At 38.5% G+C, this 12,099-nt stretch carries 23 protein-coding genes; all 23 read left to right on the forward strand.

What is annotated here, in order from left to right:
• Positions 1-6 precede the first annotated feature (6 nt).
• A complete protein-coding gene (gene rpsS, locus GVN22_RS03595) occupies positions 7-285 on the forward strand; it encodes a 30S ribosomal protein S19 (RefSeq protein WP_095160751.1) in 279 nt (92 codons plus the stop codon).
• An 86-nt stretch (positions 286-371) separates the two neighbouring features.
• Positions 372-743: a 50S ribosomal protein L22 gene (rplV, locus tag GVN22_RS03600; protein ID WP_095160750.1), complete on the forward strand. Its 372-nt coding sequence runs from the start codon at positions 372-374 to the stop codon at positions 741-743.
• A gap of 27 nt (positions 744-770) precedes the next feature.
• Positions 771-1,619, forward strand: a complete 849-nt coding sequence (gene rpsC, locus GVN22_RS03605) for a 30S ribosomal protein S3 (protein ID WP_095160749.1) — start codon at positions 771-773, stop codon at positions 1,617-1,619.
• Between the two features lie 90 nt (positions 1,620-1,709).
• Positions 1,710-2,129 carry a 50S ribosomal protein L16 gene (gene rplP, locus GVN22_RS03610; RefSeq protein WP_095160748.1) on the forward strand — a complete coding sequence of 140 codons (420 nt, stop codon included), beginning with the start codon at positions 1,710-1,712 and terminating at the stop codon, positions 2,127-2,129.
• Positions 2,130-2,185: 56 nt separating this feature from the next.
• A complete protein-coding gene (gene rpmC / locus GVN22_RS03615) occupies positions 2,186-2,374 on the forward strand; it encodes a 50S ribosomal protein L29 (RefSeq protein WP_095160810.1) in 189 nt (62 codons plus the stop codon).
• An 85-nt stretch (positions 2,375-2,459) separates the two neighbouring features.
• Positions 2,460-2,714: a 30S ribosomal protein S17 gene (gene rpsQ / locus GVN22_RS03620; protein WP_095160747.1), complete on the forward strand. Its 255-nt coding sequence runs from the start codon at positions 2,460-2,462 to the stop codon at positions 2,712-2,714.
• Positions 2,715-2,820: 106 nt separating this feature from the next.
• Positions 2,821-3,189 (forward strand): 50S ribosomal protein L14, encoded by a 369-nt coding sequence (gene rplN / locus GVN22_RS03625; RefSeq protein ID WP_166549701.1) that lies wholly within the window; start codon positions 2,821-2,823, stop codon positions 3,187-3,189.
• Between the two features lie 18 nt (positions 3,190-3,207).
• A complete protein-coding gene (gene rplX / locus GVN22_RS03630; RefSeq protein WP_166549702.1) occupies positions 3,208-3,540 on the forward strand; it encodes a 50S ribosomal protein L24 in 333 nt (110 codons plus the stop codon).
• A 71-nt stretch (positions 3,541-3,611) separates the two neighbouring features.
• On the forward strand, positions 3,612-4,169 hold the full coding sequence (gene rplE / locus GVN22_RS03635) for a 50S ribosomal protein L5 (protein WP_095160744.1): 558 nt from the start codon (positions 3,612-3,614) through the stop codon (positions 4,167-4,169).
• A 98-nt stretch (positions 4,170-4,267) separates the two neighbouring features.
• On the forward strand, positions 4,268-4,537 hold the full coding sequence (gene rpsN / locus GVN22_RS03640; RefSeq protein ID WP_166549703.1) for a 30S ribosomal protein S14: 270 nt from the start codon (positions 4,268-4,270) through the stop codon (positions 4,535-4,537).
• Positions 4,538-4,665: 128 nt separating this feature from the next.
• Positions 4,666-5,061, forward strand: a complete 396-nt coding sequence (rpsH, locus tag GVN22_RS03645; protein ID WP_095160743.1) for a 30S ribosomal protein S8 — start codon at positions 4,666-4,668, stop codon at positions 5,059-5,061.
• A 105-nt stretch (positions 5,062-5,166) separates the two neighbouring features.
• Entirely contained in the window at positions 5,167-5,721 is a 555-nt protein-coding gene (rplF, locus tag GVN22_RS03650; protein ID WP_166549704.1) for a 50S ribosomal protein L6, read from the forward strand.
• 45 nt (positions 5,722-5,766) lie between these two features.
• Positions 5,767-6,114 carry a 50S ribosomal protein L18 gene (gene rplR / locus GVN22_RS03655; protein ID WP_095160741.1) on the forward strand — a complete coding sequence of 116 codons (348 nt, stop codon included), beginning with the start codon at positions 5,767-5,769 and terminating at the stop codon, positions 6,112-6,114.
• A 114-nt stretch (positions 6,115-6,228) separates the two neighbouring features.
• Complete coding sequence (rpsE, locus tag GVN22_RS03660; RefSeq protein WP_095160740.1) at positions 6,229-6,747, forward strand: 30S ribosomal protein S5; 519 nt, start codon at positions 6,229-6,231, stop codon at positions 6,745-6,747.
• Positions 6,748-6,820: 73 nt separating this feature from the next.
• Complete coding sequence (gene rpmD / locus GVN22_RS03665; RefSeq protein WP_166549705.1) at positions 6,821-7,000, forward strand: 50S ribosomal protein L30; 180 nt, start codon at positions 6,821-6,823, stop codon at positions 6,998-7,000.
• A 76-nt stretch (positions 7,001-7,076) separates the two neighbouring features.
• The gene (gene rplO, locus GVN22_RS03670) at positions 7,077-7,523 is read left to right on the forward strand and encodes a 50S ribosomal protein L15 (protein ID WP_166549706.1); all 447 of its coding nucleotides are present in this window, start codon (positions 7,077-7,079) and stop codon (positions 7,521-7,523) included.
• 134 nt (positions 7,524-7,657) lie between these two features.
• Positions 7,658-8,977 carry a preprotein translocase subunit SecY gene (secY, locus tag GVN22_RS03675; protein WP_166549707.1) on the forward strand — a complete coding sequence of 440 codons (1,320 nt, stop codon included), beginning with the start codon at positions 7,658-7,660 and terminating at the stop codon, positions 8,975-8,977.
• A 6-nt stretch (positions 8,978-8,983) separates the two neighbouring features.
• Positions 8,984-9,790, forward strand: a complete 807-nt coding sequence (gene map, locus GVN22_RS03680; protein WP_166549708.1) for a type I methionyl aminopeptidase — start codon at positions 8,984-8,986, stop codon at positions 9,788-9,790.
• Positions 9,791-9,873: 83 nt separating this feature from the next.
• On the forward strand, positions 9,874-10,092 hold the full coding sequence (gene infA / locus GVN22_RS03685) for a translation initiation factor IF-1 (protein ID WP_095160735.1): 219 nt from the start codon (positions 9,874-9,876) through the stop codon (positions 10,090-10,092).
• Positions 10,093-10,182: 90 nt separating this feature from the next.
• Positions 10,183-10,299: a 50S ribosomal protein L36 gene (gene rpmJ, locus GVN22_RS03690; RefSeq protein WP_044172008.1), complete on the forward strand. Its 117-nt coding sequence runs from the start codon at positions 10,183-10,185 to the stop codon at positions 10,297-10,299.
• A 73-nt stretch (positions 10,300-10,372) separates the two neighbouring features.
• Positions 10,373-10,750, forward strand: a complete 378-nt coding sequence (rpsM, locus tag GVN22_RS03695) for a 30S ribosomal protein S13 (RefSeq protein ID WP_095160734.1) — start codon at positions 10,373-10,375, stop codon at positions 10,748-10,750.
• 86 nt (positions 10,751-10,836) lie between these two features.
• Positions 10,837-11,232, forward strand: a complete 396-nt coding sequence (gene rpsK, locus GVN22_RS03700) for a 30S ribosomal protein S11 (RefSeq protein WP_166549709.1) — start codon at positions 10,837-10,839, stop codon at positions 11,230-11,232.
• 143 nt (positions 11,233-11,375) lie between these two features.
• Positions 11,376-11,981 (forward strand): 30S ribosomal protein S4, encoded by a 606-nt coding sequence (gene rpsD / locus GVN22_RS03705; protein ID WP_166549710.1) that lies wholly within the window; start codon positions 11,376-11,378, stop codon positions 11,979-11,981.
• The last annotated feature ends 118 nt before the right edge of the window (positions 11,982-12,099 follow it).

Here is a 12,099-nt window from a genome sequence, read left to right on the forward strand (position 1 = left end):
ACATAGATGGCACGTTCATTAAAAAAAGGACCTTATATTGACTACCGCCTTGACAACAAAGTAATTGCTATGAATGAGTCAGGTAAAAAGTCAGTTATCAAAACTTGGTCAAGACGTTCAATGATTTCTCCTGATTTCGTTGGACACACTTTCGCAGTGCACAACGGTAACAAGTTTATCCCAGTATATGTAACAGAAAACATGGTAGGACATAAACTTGGTGAATTTGCTCCAACACGCAATTTCCGTGGTCACATCGCTAAAAAAGATAAAGGCAAAAGATAATAGGGGATAGTGGAATGAGGATTGCGGATTGTAAGATTCAATCCTGATAATCCAAAATCCCAGAACCTAAATCCGAAATTATAGAAATGGAAGCAATAGCTAAATTAAACAATGTTCCGACTTCACCTCAGAAAATGAGAATCGTGGTAGACATGATTAGAGGTCAGAAAGTTAACAAGGCTTTAGGTATCTTGAAATATGAGCCTAAAGTTGGTGCTAGATTTGTTGAGAAATTGTTACTCTCAGCAATTGCTAACTGGCAAAACAAGCACGAAGACGTTAAGTTGGAAGATGCTGACTTATACGTTAAAACCGTTACGGTAGATGGCGGTAGCTCTTTGAAGCGTTTGCGTCCAGCTCCACAAGGTCGTGGGTACAGAATCTTGAAGCGCTCAAACCACATTACATTAGTGGTTGCTTCTGCAAGTGCTCCATCAATCGTAACATCAGAAGAATAATTAGAGAAAACATCTAAATATCATAAAATGGGACAGAAAGTTAACCCCGTTGGTCTTAGACTTGGTATCGTCAGAGGTTGGGATTCTAACTGGTACGGCGGTAAAAATTTTGCCGACAAGTTAGTTGAGGATGAAAAAATCCGTAAATACGTAGCCGCTCGTATTCCAAAGGGTGCAATCTCTAAGGTAATTATTGAGCGTACTTTGAAACGTATTACTTTGACTATCAATACTGCTCGCCCAGGCGTAGTAATCGGTAAGGGTGGTCAAGAAGTAGATAAAATCAAAGAAGAATTAAAGAAAATCACAGGCAAAGATGTTCAAATCAACATCTTTGAAATTAAACGTCCTGAGATTGATGCTAAATTGATTGGCGAAACTATCGCTCAACAATTAGAAGCACGTATTTCTTTCCGTCGTGCTATGAAGCAAGCTATTGCTTCTGCGATGAGAGTAGGTGCTCAAGGTATCAAATTGAAACTTTCTGGCCGTTTGGGTGGTGCTGAAATGGCTCGCTCAGAAGGATACAAAGAAGGACGTATTCCTCTTCACACTTTGCGTGCGGATATCGACTATGCAGTATCTGAAGCTTTGACAGTTTATGGTAAAATTGGTATCAAAGTTTGGGTATGTAAAGGCGAAGTGTACGGAAAACGTGATCTTTCTCCAAACGCTGGTATGTCAGCTCAACAAGCTGGTGGCGATTCTCGCGGTGGTAACCACAATCGTGGTGGTCGTGATGACGATAACGGACGTCGTGGACGCGACAACCGTGGTGGCCGTGGTGGCGATCAGCGTCGTAACAACAACAATAACAACAACCGTGGTGGTGGTAAAGGAGGAAATACCAACAACAGAGGAGGCGGTAAGAGATAATTTTTAATCTTAGTTTCAAGTCGCAAGTCCTAAAGCTACTCCAAAGTACTTTAAGACTTACGACTTAAAACTGCAAGACTTCATAAGACAATGTTACAACCAAGAAGAACCAAGTTCCGTAAGCAACAGAAGGGTAGAGTGAAAGGTTTGGCTACTCGCGGTCATGAAATTGACTTCGGTACATTCGCTATCAAAGCTCTGGAGCCAGGACGTATCACTGCTCGTCAGATCGAAGCAGCTCGTATCTCAGTAACTCGTGCAATGAAACGTGAAGGTCAGGTTTGGATTCGTATCTTCCCTGACAAACCAATCACTAAGAAACCAGCCGAAGTTCGTATGGGTAAAGGTAAAGGTGCTCCAGAATACTGGGTAGCTAATATCAAACCAGGAACTATCTTATTCGAATCTGCTGGGGTACCTTTGGAATTGGCACAAGAGTCACTTCGTTTGGCGGCTCAAAAATTGCCACTTCGTACTAAATTCGTAGTTCGTAGAGATTATCAAGAATAGTATATCATGTCGTTGGAAGCCTCAAAACTTCTAACGACTCCATGACTGATAAAATAATGAAGAACGCAGAAATCCAAAAATTGAGCCTAGATGAGTTGAAAGCAACTCTAGCTTCAGAAAAAGATGCTTTGGCACGTTTGAAGTTTGCTCACGCTATTTCTCCAATCGAGAACCCTTTGCGCTTGCGTGAATCTCGCAAATTGATCGCTCGTTTGGAAACTGCTATTACAGCAGCTTCTAAATAATAGGAACTTCCTATCATTTTATTTAAACTGAACAGACCTCATCAACATACCGCTTGAGGTCAATCTAAAACAACCAAATCCAACGATGGAAAGAAATCTAAGAAAAGTAAGGATTGGGCGTGTGGTGAGCAACAAGATGGATAAATCTATCACCGTCGCCGTAGACAGAAAAGTTAAGCACCCTCTTTATGGTAAGTTTATGTTGAAAACTTCCAAATTGATGGCTCACGATGAAAATAACGAATGTGGAATCGGTGACACAGTGAAGGTTATGGAAACCCGTCCTTTGTCAAAGAACAAGCGTTGGAGATTAGTTGAAATTATCGAGAAAGCGAAATAATTCACTACTCCAGTTTTTATCCAACGTTCAACATCACTTCCCTATTCAGTTAGTGGTGTATCGTTAAATTTAATTTTTTCGCAATCTTTAATATACCAAACAAACAATGGTACAGCAAGAATCAAGACTCGGCGTTGCTGATAACTCAGGTGCAAAAGAGGTACTGGTTATCCGCGTGTTGGGCGGTACAGGAAAAAGATATGCTTCTATTGGTGACAAAATTGTAGTAACAGTGAAGTCTGCTTTGTCGTCATCAAGCATGAAGAAAGGTACGGTTTCTAAAGCCGTAGTTGTAAGAACTAAAAAAGAAATTCGTCGTAAGGATGGATCATATATCCGTTTCGAAGACAATGCAGCAGTTCTTTTAAACAACAATGACGAGCCACGTGGTACTCGTATTTTTGGACCAGTTGCACGTGAATTGCGTGACGCAGGTTTCATGAAAATTGTTTCATTAGCTCCAGAAGTACTTTAATCATAATTTGTAATCATCATGGAAAGAAAGTTTAATAAGCAACCTAAGTTGCACATCAAAACTGGTGATACTGTTGTGGTTATCGCTGGGAACGCTAAGGGTCAAACAGGCGTAGTTAAAAAAGTTTTAGTTGATAAGCAACGTGCTATCGTAGAAGGCGTAAACTTTATCACAAAACACGTTAAGCCTAGCGCTGCTAACCCTCAAGGTGGTATCGTTAAAACAGAAGGTACTATCCATATCTCTAATATTGCAGTTTCTGAGAACGGTAAAGCTGTTCGTACAGGTCGTAAATTAAACGAGAATGGTAAGTTGCAAAGATATTCTAAAGCAACAGGTAAATTTATCTAATAATTCAATGAAGCGGTGTCTTATGATACCGTGAAAAGTGGGTCGGAAATCCACATAAAGTTTTCATAATAATGGCAACTACAACAAGATTAAAGGACAAATACGTTAGCGAAATCGTTCCTGCTCTAAAAGAGAAATTTCAATTCAAATCAGTAATGCAAGTTCCTAAGATTACTAAAATTGTAATCAACAAAGGTATCGGTGCTGCTGTAGCTGACAAGAAATTGATCGACACAGGTGTTGAAGAACTAACTCTTATTGCTGGTCAAAAAGCAGTAGCTACAATGTCTAAAAAAGCTATCTCAAACTTTAAGTTACGTGAAAACATGCCAATCGGTGTGAAAGTAACTTTGAGAGGAGATAAAATGTACGAATTCCTTGATCGTTTGACGACAGTGGCTCTTCCACGTGTACGTGACTTCAAAGGTATCTCAGACAAAGGTTTCGATGGTCGTGGTAACTATACTTTGGGTGTGAAAGAACAAATCATTTTCCCAGAGATTTCTATCGACAAAGTGAGCAAAATCTCTGGTATGGATATCACTTTCGTTACGACTGCAAATACAGATGCTGAAGCTTACGCTTTGTTACAACAAATGGGTATGCCTTTCGCTAATTCGAAGAAGTAATAAACTATGTTATCCGTTATTCGTCGTCCCGACTTCGAAAACGCTATGCGGATAACGAATAACAGATAACAGACAACTGATAAAAAGATTCAACCAACATGGCAAAAGAATCAGTTAAAGCAAGAGAAAGAAAAAAAGAAGCAACAGTTGCTAAATACGCTGCTAAGCGTGCTGCTTTAAAAGCTGCTGGCGACTACTTAGGTTTGGATAAATTGCCTAAAAACGCTTCACCAGTACGTTTGCACAACCGTTGTAAGCTTACAGGACGTCCAAGAGGTTATATGCGTAAATTCGGCATCAACCGTGTGACTTTCCGTGAAATGGCTTCAGCAGGATTGATTCCAGGTGTGACAAAATCAAGCTGGTAATACTCTTACGATAAAAATTTGTCGTAATCTTTATTAAAATCAGCCACTTATGGTTGTTTTTTTAAATCCAATTCCGTAATTTTGCGAGCCTTTTCCCAAAGAAAAGTTCGTTTCAAATATCGAAAACAATGACAGATCCAATAGCAGACTACTTAACACGATTGAGAAATGCCATCAAGGCACGTCACAGAATCGTTGAAATTCCTGCTTCTAACATCAAAAAGGAAATCACTAAAGTGCTTTTTGATAAAGGATACATTCAAAACTACAAGTTTGACGATTCATCAGTACAGGGTACAATCAAAATCGCTTTGAAATACAACCCAGTTACTAAACAACCTGCAATCGTTAAATTGGAGAGAATTTCTAAACCAGGTTTGCGTAAATACAAAGGAGCAGATGAATTGCCTCGCGTATTGAATGGTTTAGGTGTAGCTATCCTTTCAACATCAAAAGGTGTTATTACTGACAAAGAGGCTCGCACACTTAATGTAGGTGGCGAAGTTCTTTGCTACGTATACTAATCTTACATTTGGGGAATAAGTCTTATACAGGTTTGTTCCCTAACTTATTTTCAAATAACGCTGAAAGAGGAGTCACTCCTCCATTTAAGCAAAAACACACAAGTCATGTCACGCGTTGGTAATAAAGTTATCACACTTCCTGCCGGTGTTACTGTAACAGTAGAAAAAAGCACAGTAACTGTAAAAGGCGCAAAAGGTACTCTTTCTCGTTCAATCGATCCAGATATTACTGTAGAAATCGAAGGTAGCGAATTACGTGTACAACGTCCTACAGATCAAAAACGTCACAAAGCTCTTCACGGTCTATACCGCGCTTTGATTAACAACATGGTTGTTGGCGTAAACGATGGTTTCAAAAAAGAAATGGAAATTGTCGGTGTAGGTTACAAAGCTTCTAACCAAGGAAACCTTCTTGAATTAGCGTTAGGTTACTCTCACGCAATCTTCATGCAAATCCCATCTGAGTTGAAAGTTACAACTGCAATGGAAAAAGGTCAAAACCCTAAGGTTACTTTAGAAGGTATCGACAAAGAATTAATCGGCCAAGTTGCAGCTAAAATTCGTTCTCTTCGTAAAGTTGAGCCTTACAAAGGTAAAGGTATTCGCTTCGTGGGTGAGCAAATTCGTAGAAAAGCTGGTAAAGCTGGTGGTAAGAAATAGAATTTAATCATCGTGGGTCGGTAATCCACAAAACTATATAAATTAATGGCTTCGCAAAAAGAATCAAGAAGACTTCGTATTAAGTTGTCTATCAGAGCTAAAATCTCTGGTACAGCTGAAAAGCCAAGATTGTCAGTGTTCCGTTCAAACTCGGGTATCTATGCTCAGTTGATCGACGATACAAAAGGCTCTACATTGGCTGCTGCTTCATCTAAGGAATTAGGTTTGAAGAATGGTAATGTTGAAAGTGCAAAATTAGTAGGTGCTAAAATTGCAGAGAAAGCTTTGGCTGCAGGTGTTTCAACAGTTGTTTTTGACCGTAACGGTTACTTGTACCATGGTCGTGTTAAAGCAGTTGCTGAAGGTGCAAGAGAAGGAGGTCTTAAATTTTAATTAGTCAATTTGAATTTGTGCAATGCGGATATCCGCCGTTCCAAAATGAAAGTTTTTGATGTTAAAGCACAGATTTCAAATTTTCAAATTCAACAATTTTCAAATTAGAAAAAAATGTCGCAATTAATATCAAAACCTATCAAGGTTAACGAAGGCGAACTAAAAGAAAGAGTTGTTGCTATCAACCGCGTAGCGAAAGTAGTAAAAGGTGGACGTCGTTTCAGCTTCTCTGCAATCGTAGTAGTTGGTGATGGCAAAGGTGTAGTTGGCTTCGGTTTGGGTAAAGCAAACGAAGTAACTGACGCTATCTCTAAAGGTATCGAAGACGCTAAGAAAAACTTATTCCAAGTTGCTCTTTTGAAAGCAACTGTACCTCACGAACAAATCGGTAAGTTCTCAGGAGGTTTCGTATTGTTGAAGCCAGCAGCTCCAGGTACTGGGGTAATTGCAGGTGGTGCAATGCGTGCTGTATTGGAAGCTGCAGGTGTTCATGACGTATTAGCTAAATCAAAAGGTTCTTCTAACCCACACAACGTGGTAAAAGCAACAGTTGATGCGCTAGTTAAAATGAGAAACCCTCATACAGTAGCCTTCCAAAGAGGAGTATCTTTAGCAAAAGTATTTAACGGATAATTTATTTTAGTTGATGTAATAGGGCTTGTAGCATTACTTCAAGCCCTATACTGAGACTCCAAAATATAAGACCATGTCAAAGGTAAAAATTACTCAAGTTAAGAGTACAATCAAGCGTCCAGAAGTTCAAAAACGTACTATTCAAGCTTTAGGTTTGGGTAAATTGAACAAAAGCGTAGAGAAAGAATTGAACCCAGCTATCGCAGGTATGATTCGTGCGGTTCAACACTTGATTGTAGTTGAAAATCTTTAATCTGAACCATAAGGTTTGATTAAGCGAGTCATCTCACGGTGAGATGGCGTTTAGCAATTATTTAATTTCAAAAAAAATGAATTTATCGTCATTAAAGCCCGCAGTGGGCTCTACTAAGGTAAGAAAAAGAGTTGGTCGTGGTGCAGGTTCTGGTTTAGGTGGTACTTCTGCTCGTGGTCACAAAGGTGCTCAATCACGTTCAGGTTACTCTCGTAAATCTGGTTTTGAAGGTGGTCAAATGCCTCTTCAACGTCGTATTCCTAAATTCGGCTTTAAAAATATTAACCGTGTTGAATACAAAGCAATCAACTTGGATACAATCCAAGCTTTGGTTGACACTACAGGTGTAACTGTAATCACTCACGATGTATTGTACCAAAATGGTTTGGTTTCTAAAAATGACTTGGTGAAAATCTTGTCACGTGGCGAAATCAAGTCTGCTGTAGAGGTACAGGTTAAAGGTTTCTCTGCTTCTGCTAAAGCTGCTATTGAAGCTGCAGGAGGTAAGGCAGTTGTAGCTTAATTTTCAATTGAAAAATCGATAGACAACAGAAATAATTGAGTAATCATTGTAAAATCTGGCAACGGATTTGTAAATAACGAAAAAGTTGAACATCTTTCGAGTTATATTCTATAACGATTACTTAAACAGATAGCATGAACAAGTTTATTAGCACTATCAAAAACATTATCTCAATAGAGGAGTTAAGAACTCGTATTCTTAACACCCTGTTGTTTATCACCTTTTTTCGCCTTGGATCTTACGTTGTTTTACCAGGTGTAGATGCCACGAAGTTAGCGCAGAAGGGTGAAGGCGGTTTATTAGGTTTGTTGAATATGTTCTCAGGTGGAGCGTTTAATAACGCCTCTATTTTTGCCTTAGGCATCATGCCATATATCTCTGCTTCTATTGCAATCCAACTTCTTACAATTGCATTGCCATATTTCCAAAAGATGCAGAAAGATGGTGAGTCTGGTCGCAAAAAGTTAAACCAAATCACTCGTGTTCTAACAATTTTTGTGACAGCTGCACAAGCCTTTACATATTTGCAAGTAACTATCCCTGCTGAAGCTATTCTAGTTTCTCCTTGGTCATTCCGTTTGTACTCAGTAATCATCTTGGTTGCTGGAACTATGTTCTGTATGTGGCTTGGTGAGAAAATCACTGACAAAGGTATTGGTAACGGTATTTCAATGCTAATCATGATTGGTATTGTGTCTCGTTTTCCAGCTTCTTTATTAGGTGAAGCTCAATCAAGAGGTATGTCTGGTGCTTTATTATTCATTATCGAGGTTGTTGCCTTGTTCTTTGTAGTAATGGGCGCTGTGATGGTAACTCAAGCTGTACGTCGTATTCCAGTACAATACGCGAAGCAAGTAGTAGGAAATAGAGTTTCAATGAGTGGTGAACGTCAGTATATTCCTCTTAAGTTGAATGCTGCTGGTGTAATGCCAATCATTTTTGCTCAAGCATTGATGTTTGTTCCAGGCCTTGTTGCTCAATCATTAGCTGATAAGAGTGAAGTAGCTCAATCAATCGCTCAAGCGTTTGGTGATTTTACTACTTGGCAGTACAATTTGTTATTTGCATTTTTAATTATTGTATTTACATTCTTTTACACTGCTATTTCTATCAACCCAACACAAATTTCAGATGATATGAAACGTGGTGGTGGTTTTGTTCCAGGTGTTAAACCAGGCGAAGCTACTTCATCTTTCATCGCTGATATTCTTGATAGAATTACGCTTCCTGGTGCATTTATGTTGGCAATCATTGCGATTTTACCAGCAGTTGCAAGCATCTTCGGAATCACTCGTGGGTTTGCTTCCTTCTTTGGAGGTACTTCTCTTTTGATTTTGGTTGGTGTTGTGCTTGATACTCTTCAACAAATTGAAAGTTATCTTTTAATGCGTAAATATGAAGGGTTGATGCAATCGGGTCGTGTGAAAGGTAGAACTGAAGCAATCGCTCAGTAATATCAGATGATTTATTTAAAAACATCTTCAGAGTTAGAAATTATCCGTACTAACGGTGTTATTCTTGGGAAAACTCACGCTGAAGTAGCCAAGGTTATTAAACCTGGCATTACTACTAAAGAACTCGATAAAGTAGCCTACGAGTATATTAAAGATAATGAAGCTCATCCTTCATTCTTGAATTATAATGTAGGTGGTCATAAGTACCCAGCATCTTTATGCATTTCGGTAAATGACGTTGTCGTACATGGGATTCCTAATAATTACGAACTAAAGGACGGAGACATTATTTCGATTGATTGCGGAGTTTATAAGAATGGCTTTCACGCAGACAGTGCATATACTTATGCAGTAGGCAATGTCAAAGAAGAAACGCTTCAACTCTTACGTGTCACTAAAGAGTCGCTATACTTAGGTATTTCGCAAGCTGTAGCTGGCAAGAGAATTGGGGATATTGGATTTGCTATTCAGTCATATTGCGAGAAAGCAGGATTTACAGTTGTGCGAGAACTTGTTGGGCATGGTGTAGGTAAATCACTTCACGAAGGCCCAGAAGTAGCCAACTACGGAAGAAGAGGTGATGGCCCAAAACTAAAAGAAGGAATGGTAATTGCAATTGAACCAATGATTAATCTTGGAAAAAGAGCAATTCATCAAGAAAACGATTACTGGACTATCAGAACCCAAGATCGTAAACCTTCAGCACATTTTGAACACACAGTTGCTGTTAGCAAAGATCAAGCAGGTATATTGACAACGTTTGAATACATCGAAGATGTTTTAAAAAGTAACGAATACTTAGCTGAAATCTAAAACTCTTTGAAGGTAGTTGTTAATCGTTGACTCGTACAAATTCATTTATCACGCGAATTACGACTAACAAATAAAACAATTTTATGGCAAAACAATCATCCATTGAAGTTGATGGTATTATCATTGAAGCACTTTCAAACGCTATGTTTAGAGTTGAACTTGAAAATACTCACCAAGTGATTGCCCATATTTCTGGTAAAATGAGAATGAATTACATCAAAATTTTACCAGGAGATAAGGTGAAGCTAGAAATGTCACCTTACGACTTGTCAAAAGCAAGAATCGTGTACCGTTACAAATAAAAAGACAGTTGTTAGTTAGCTGGGCAGTTTGCAAAAGCTAATACTTTGGCACTGTCAGAATGAATTGATAACTTATAAGACAATACTACAATGAAAGTTAAAGCGTCTATCAAAAAGCGTAGTGCTGAATGTAAAGTAATCCGTCGTAACGGTAAACTTTACGTTATTAACAAAAAAAATCCAAAGTTCAAACAAAGACAAGGGTAATAGTATTTGAGGCAGTAGTTGCGAAATTACTTTCCTTAAATTCCCTAAAAAACTAAAAAAGCTTTAGAACAATATGGCTCGTATTGCAGGGGTTGATATTCCCGATAAAAAAAGAGGCGAAATCGCTTTGACCTATATCTTCGGTATCGGTCGTAGCACTGCTCAGAAAATTTTAGCTCAAGCTGGTATTTCTTTAGATAAGAAAGCTGGTGAGTGGAACGATGAGGAAGCTAGTGCCATCCGTAACATCATTGCAGCTGAATTCAAAACAGAAGGTCAACTTCGTTCTGAAATCCAGTTGAACATCAAACGTTTGATGGATATTGGTTGTTACCGTGGTCTTCGTCACCGTAAAGGTCTTCCTTTGCGTGGTCAAAGAACTAAAAATAACTCTCGTACTCGTAAGGGTAAACGTAAGACAGTTGCTAACAAGAAAAAAGCTACTAAGTAATAATTAATATAATGTAGCAGGATGTACCCAAGATTCAATTTAGTTTGAAAAACTCGGTATAGCACATTATTAACCAAACTCTTAAAATGGCACAAGCTAAAAGAAAAGATAAAGCAAAAAAGAGAGTTGTGATTGTAGAGGCATTAGGCCAAGTACACATCAAAGCTTCTTTTAACAATATCATTATCTCTATCACTAATAGCCAAGGACAAGTTATCTCTTGGGCTTCAGCTGGTAAAATGGGCTTCAAAGGCTCTAAGAAAAACACTCCATACGCTGCTCAAACAGCGGCTAGCAACTGTGCTGCTGTAGCTGTTGAAGCTGGTATGAAGAAAGCTGAAGTTTTTGTTAAAGGTCCTGGTGCTGGTCGTGAATCAGCTATCAGAACTGTAGCAAATGCTGGTATTGAAGTTCTTTCTATCAAAGATATTACTCCACTACCTCACAACGGTTGTCGTCCTCCAAAACGTCGTAGAGTATAGTTTGAAGTCGTTACATTTTGTAACACTTTTATAAAAGCATTGCGAAGGGTAATTAGTAATTATTACCCTTCGTTTTCATGTTTCCAATAACTTAATTACTTCATTGAGCAAAAGAGGCTCATTGACTCAATTTCTTAATAATAATGGCAAGATACACAGGTCCAAAATCAAAAATTGCTCGTCGTTTCGGTGAGCCAATCTTAGGTCCAAGCAAAGCGTTATCACGCAAAAACTACGGCCCAGGTCAACACGGAAAAGGAAAACGTGCTAAGCAATCAGAATATGCTTTGCAGTTGAAAGAAAAACAAAAAGTGAAATACACTTATGGTATTCTTGAAAAACAATTCGAAAATCTTTTCCATAAAGCTGCCGTAAGAGAAGGTATCAAAGGTGAAAACCTTTTGAAACTTTGTGAAGCACGTCTTGACAATACAGTTTACCGTTTAGGTATTGCTCCAACTCGTCGTGCTGCACGTCAGTTGGTTATCCACAAGCATATCCTTGTTGACGGAGAAATTGTTAACATCCCATCATATTCATTAAAGCCAGGACAATTAGTTGGTGTTCGTGAAAAATCGAAGTCATTAGAAGTTATCACTAACTCTCTTGCTGGAAGAGCAATTAAGCGTTTTAACTGGTTGGAGTGGGAAGCATCTACTTTGACAGGTAAATTCCTTTCTTACCCAGAGAGAAGTGACATTCCTGAAAACTTCAACGAGCAGGCAATCGTCGAGCTTTACTCGAAGTAATCGTAGCTTTAACAAAACTATTTATCTACTTGTTTTGTTAGTTGTAAATACGAAAAACTTTGTTAGTTGTAAAATATCGAATATCAATTTACTTGGTATTCGATATTTTATAAAACGC

Origin of the sequence: Cellulophaga sp. BC115SP (genome assembly GCF_009905545.1) — a bacterium.
GTDB lineage: Bacteria > Bacteroidota > Bacteroidia > Cytophagales > Spirosomataceae > Flectobacillus > Flectobacillus rivi.

Coding starts and splice junctions, on each gene's coding strand:
- secY (WP_166549707.1), top strand. CDS start 7,658: ATGAACAAGTTTATTAGCACTATCAAAAACATTATCTCAATAGAGGAG.
- rplF (WP_166549704.1), top strand. CDS start 5,167: ATGTCACGCGTTGGTAATAAAGTTATCACACTTCCTGCCGGTGTTACT.
- rplR (WP_095160741.1), top strand. CDS start 5,767: ATGGCTTCGCAAAAAGAATCAAGAAGACTTCGTATTAAGTTGTCTATC.
- rpsD (WP_166549710.1), top strand. CDS start 11,376: ATGGCAAGATACACAGGTCCAAAATCAAAAATTGCTCGTCGTTTCGGT.
- rpsN (WP_166549703.1), top strand. CDS start 4,268: ATGGCAAAAGAATCAGTTAAAGCAAGAGAAAGAAAAAAAGAAGCAACA.
- rpmC (WP_095160810.1), top strand. CDS start 2,186: ATGAAGAACGCAGAAATCCAAAAATTGAGCCTAGATGAGTTGAAAGCA.
- rpsQ (WP_095160747.1), top strand. CDS start 2,460: ATGGAAAGAAATCTAAGAAAAGTAAGGATTGGGCGTGTGGTGAGCAAC.
- rplX (WP_166549702.1), top strand. CDS start 3,208: ATGGAAAGAAAGTTTAATAAGCAACCTAAGTTGCACATCAAAACTGGT.
- rpsE (WP_095160740.1), top strand. CDS start 6,229: ATGTCGCAATTAATATCAAAACCTATCAAGGTTAACGAAGGCGAACTA.
- rplO (WP_166549706.1), top strand. CDS start 7,077: ATGAATTTATCGTCATTAAAGCCCGCAGTGGGCTCTACTAAGGTAAGA.
- infA (WP_095160735.1), top strand. CDS start 9,874: ATGGCAAAACAATCATCCATTGAAGTTGATGGTATTATCATTGAAGCA.
- rpsH (WP_095160743.1), top strand. CDS start 4,666: ATGACAGATCCAATAGCAGACTACTTAACACGATTGAGAAATGCCATC.
- rpsS (WP_095160751.1), top strand. CDS start 7: ATGGCACGTTCATTAAAAAAAGGACCTTATATTGACTACCGCCTTGAC.
- rpmJ (WP_044172008.1), top strand. CDS start 10,183: ATGAAAGTTAAAGCGTCTATCAAAAAGCGTAGTGCTGAATGTAAAGTA.
- map (WP_166549708.1), top strand. CDS start 8,984: ATGATTTATTTAAAAACATCTTCAGAGTTAGAAATTATCCGTACTAAC.
- rplN (WP_166549701.1), top strand. CDS start 2,821: ATGGTACAGCAAGAATCAAGACTCGGCGTTGCTGATAACTCAGGTGCA.
- rplV (WP_095160750.1), top strand. CDS start 372: ATGGAAGCAATAGCTAAATTAAACAATGTTCCGACTTCACCTCAGAAA.
- rplP (WP_095160748.1), top strand. CDS start 1,710: ATGTTACAACCAAGAAGAACCAAGTTCCGTAAGCAACAGAAGGGTAGA.
- rpsK (WP_166549709.1), top strand. CDS start 10,837: ATGGCACAAGCTAAAAGAAAAGATAAAGCAAAAAAGAGAGTTGTGATT.
- rpsM (WP_095160734.1), top strand. CDS start 10,373: ATGGCTCGTATTGCAGGGGTTGATATTCCCGATAAAAAAAGAGGCGAA.
- rpmD (WP_166549705.1), top strand. CDS start 6,821: ATGTCAAAGGTAAAAATTACTCAAGTTAAGAGTACAATCAAGCGTCCA.
- rpsC (WP_095160749.1), top strand. CDS start 771: ATGGGACAGAAAGTTAACCCCGTTGGTCTTAGACTTGGTATCGTCAGA.
- rplE (WP_095160744.1), top strand. CDS start 3,612: ATGGCAACTACAACAAGATTAAAGGACAAATACGTTAGCGAAATCGTT.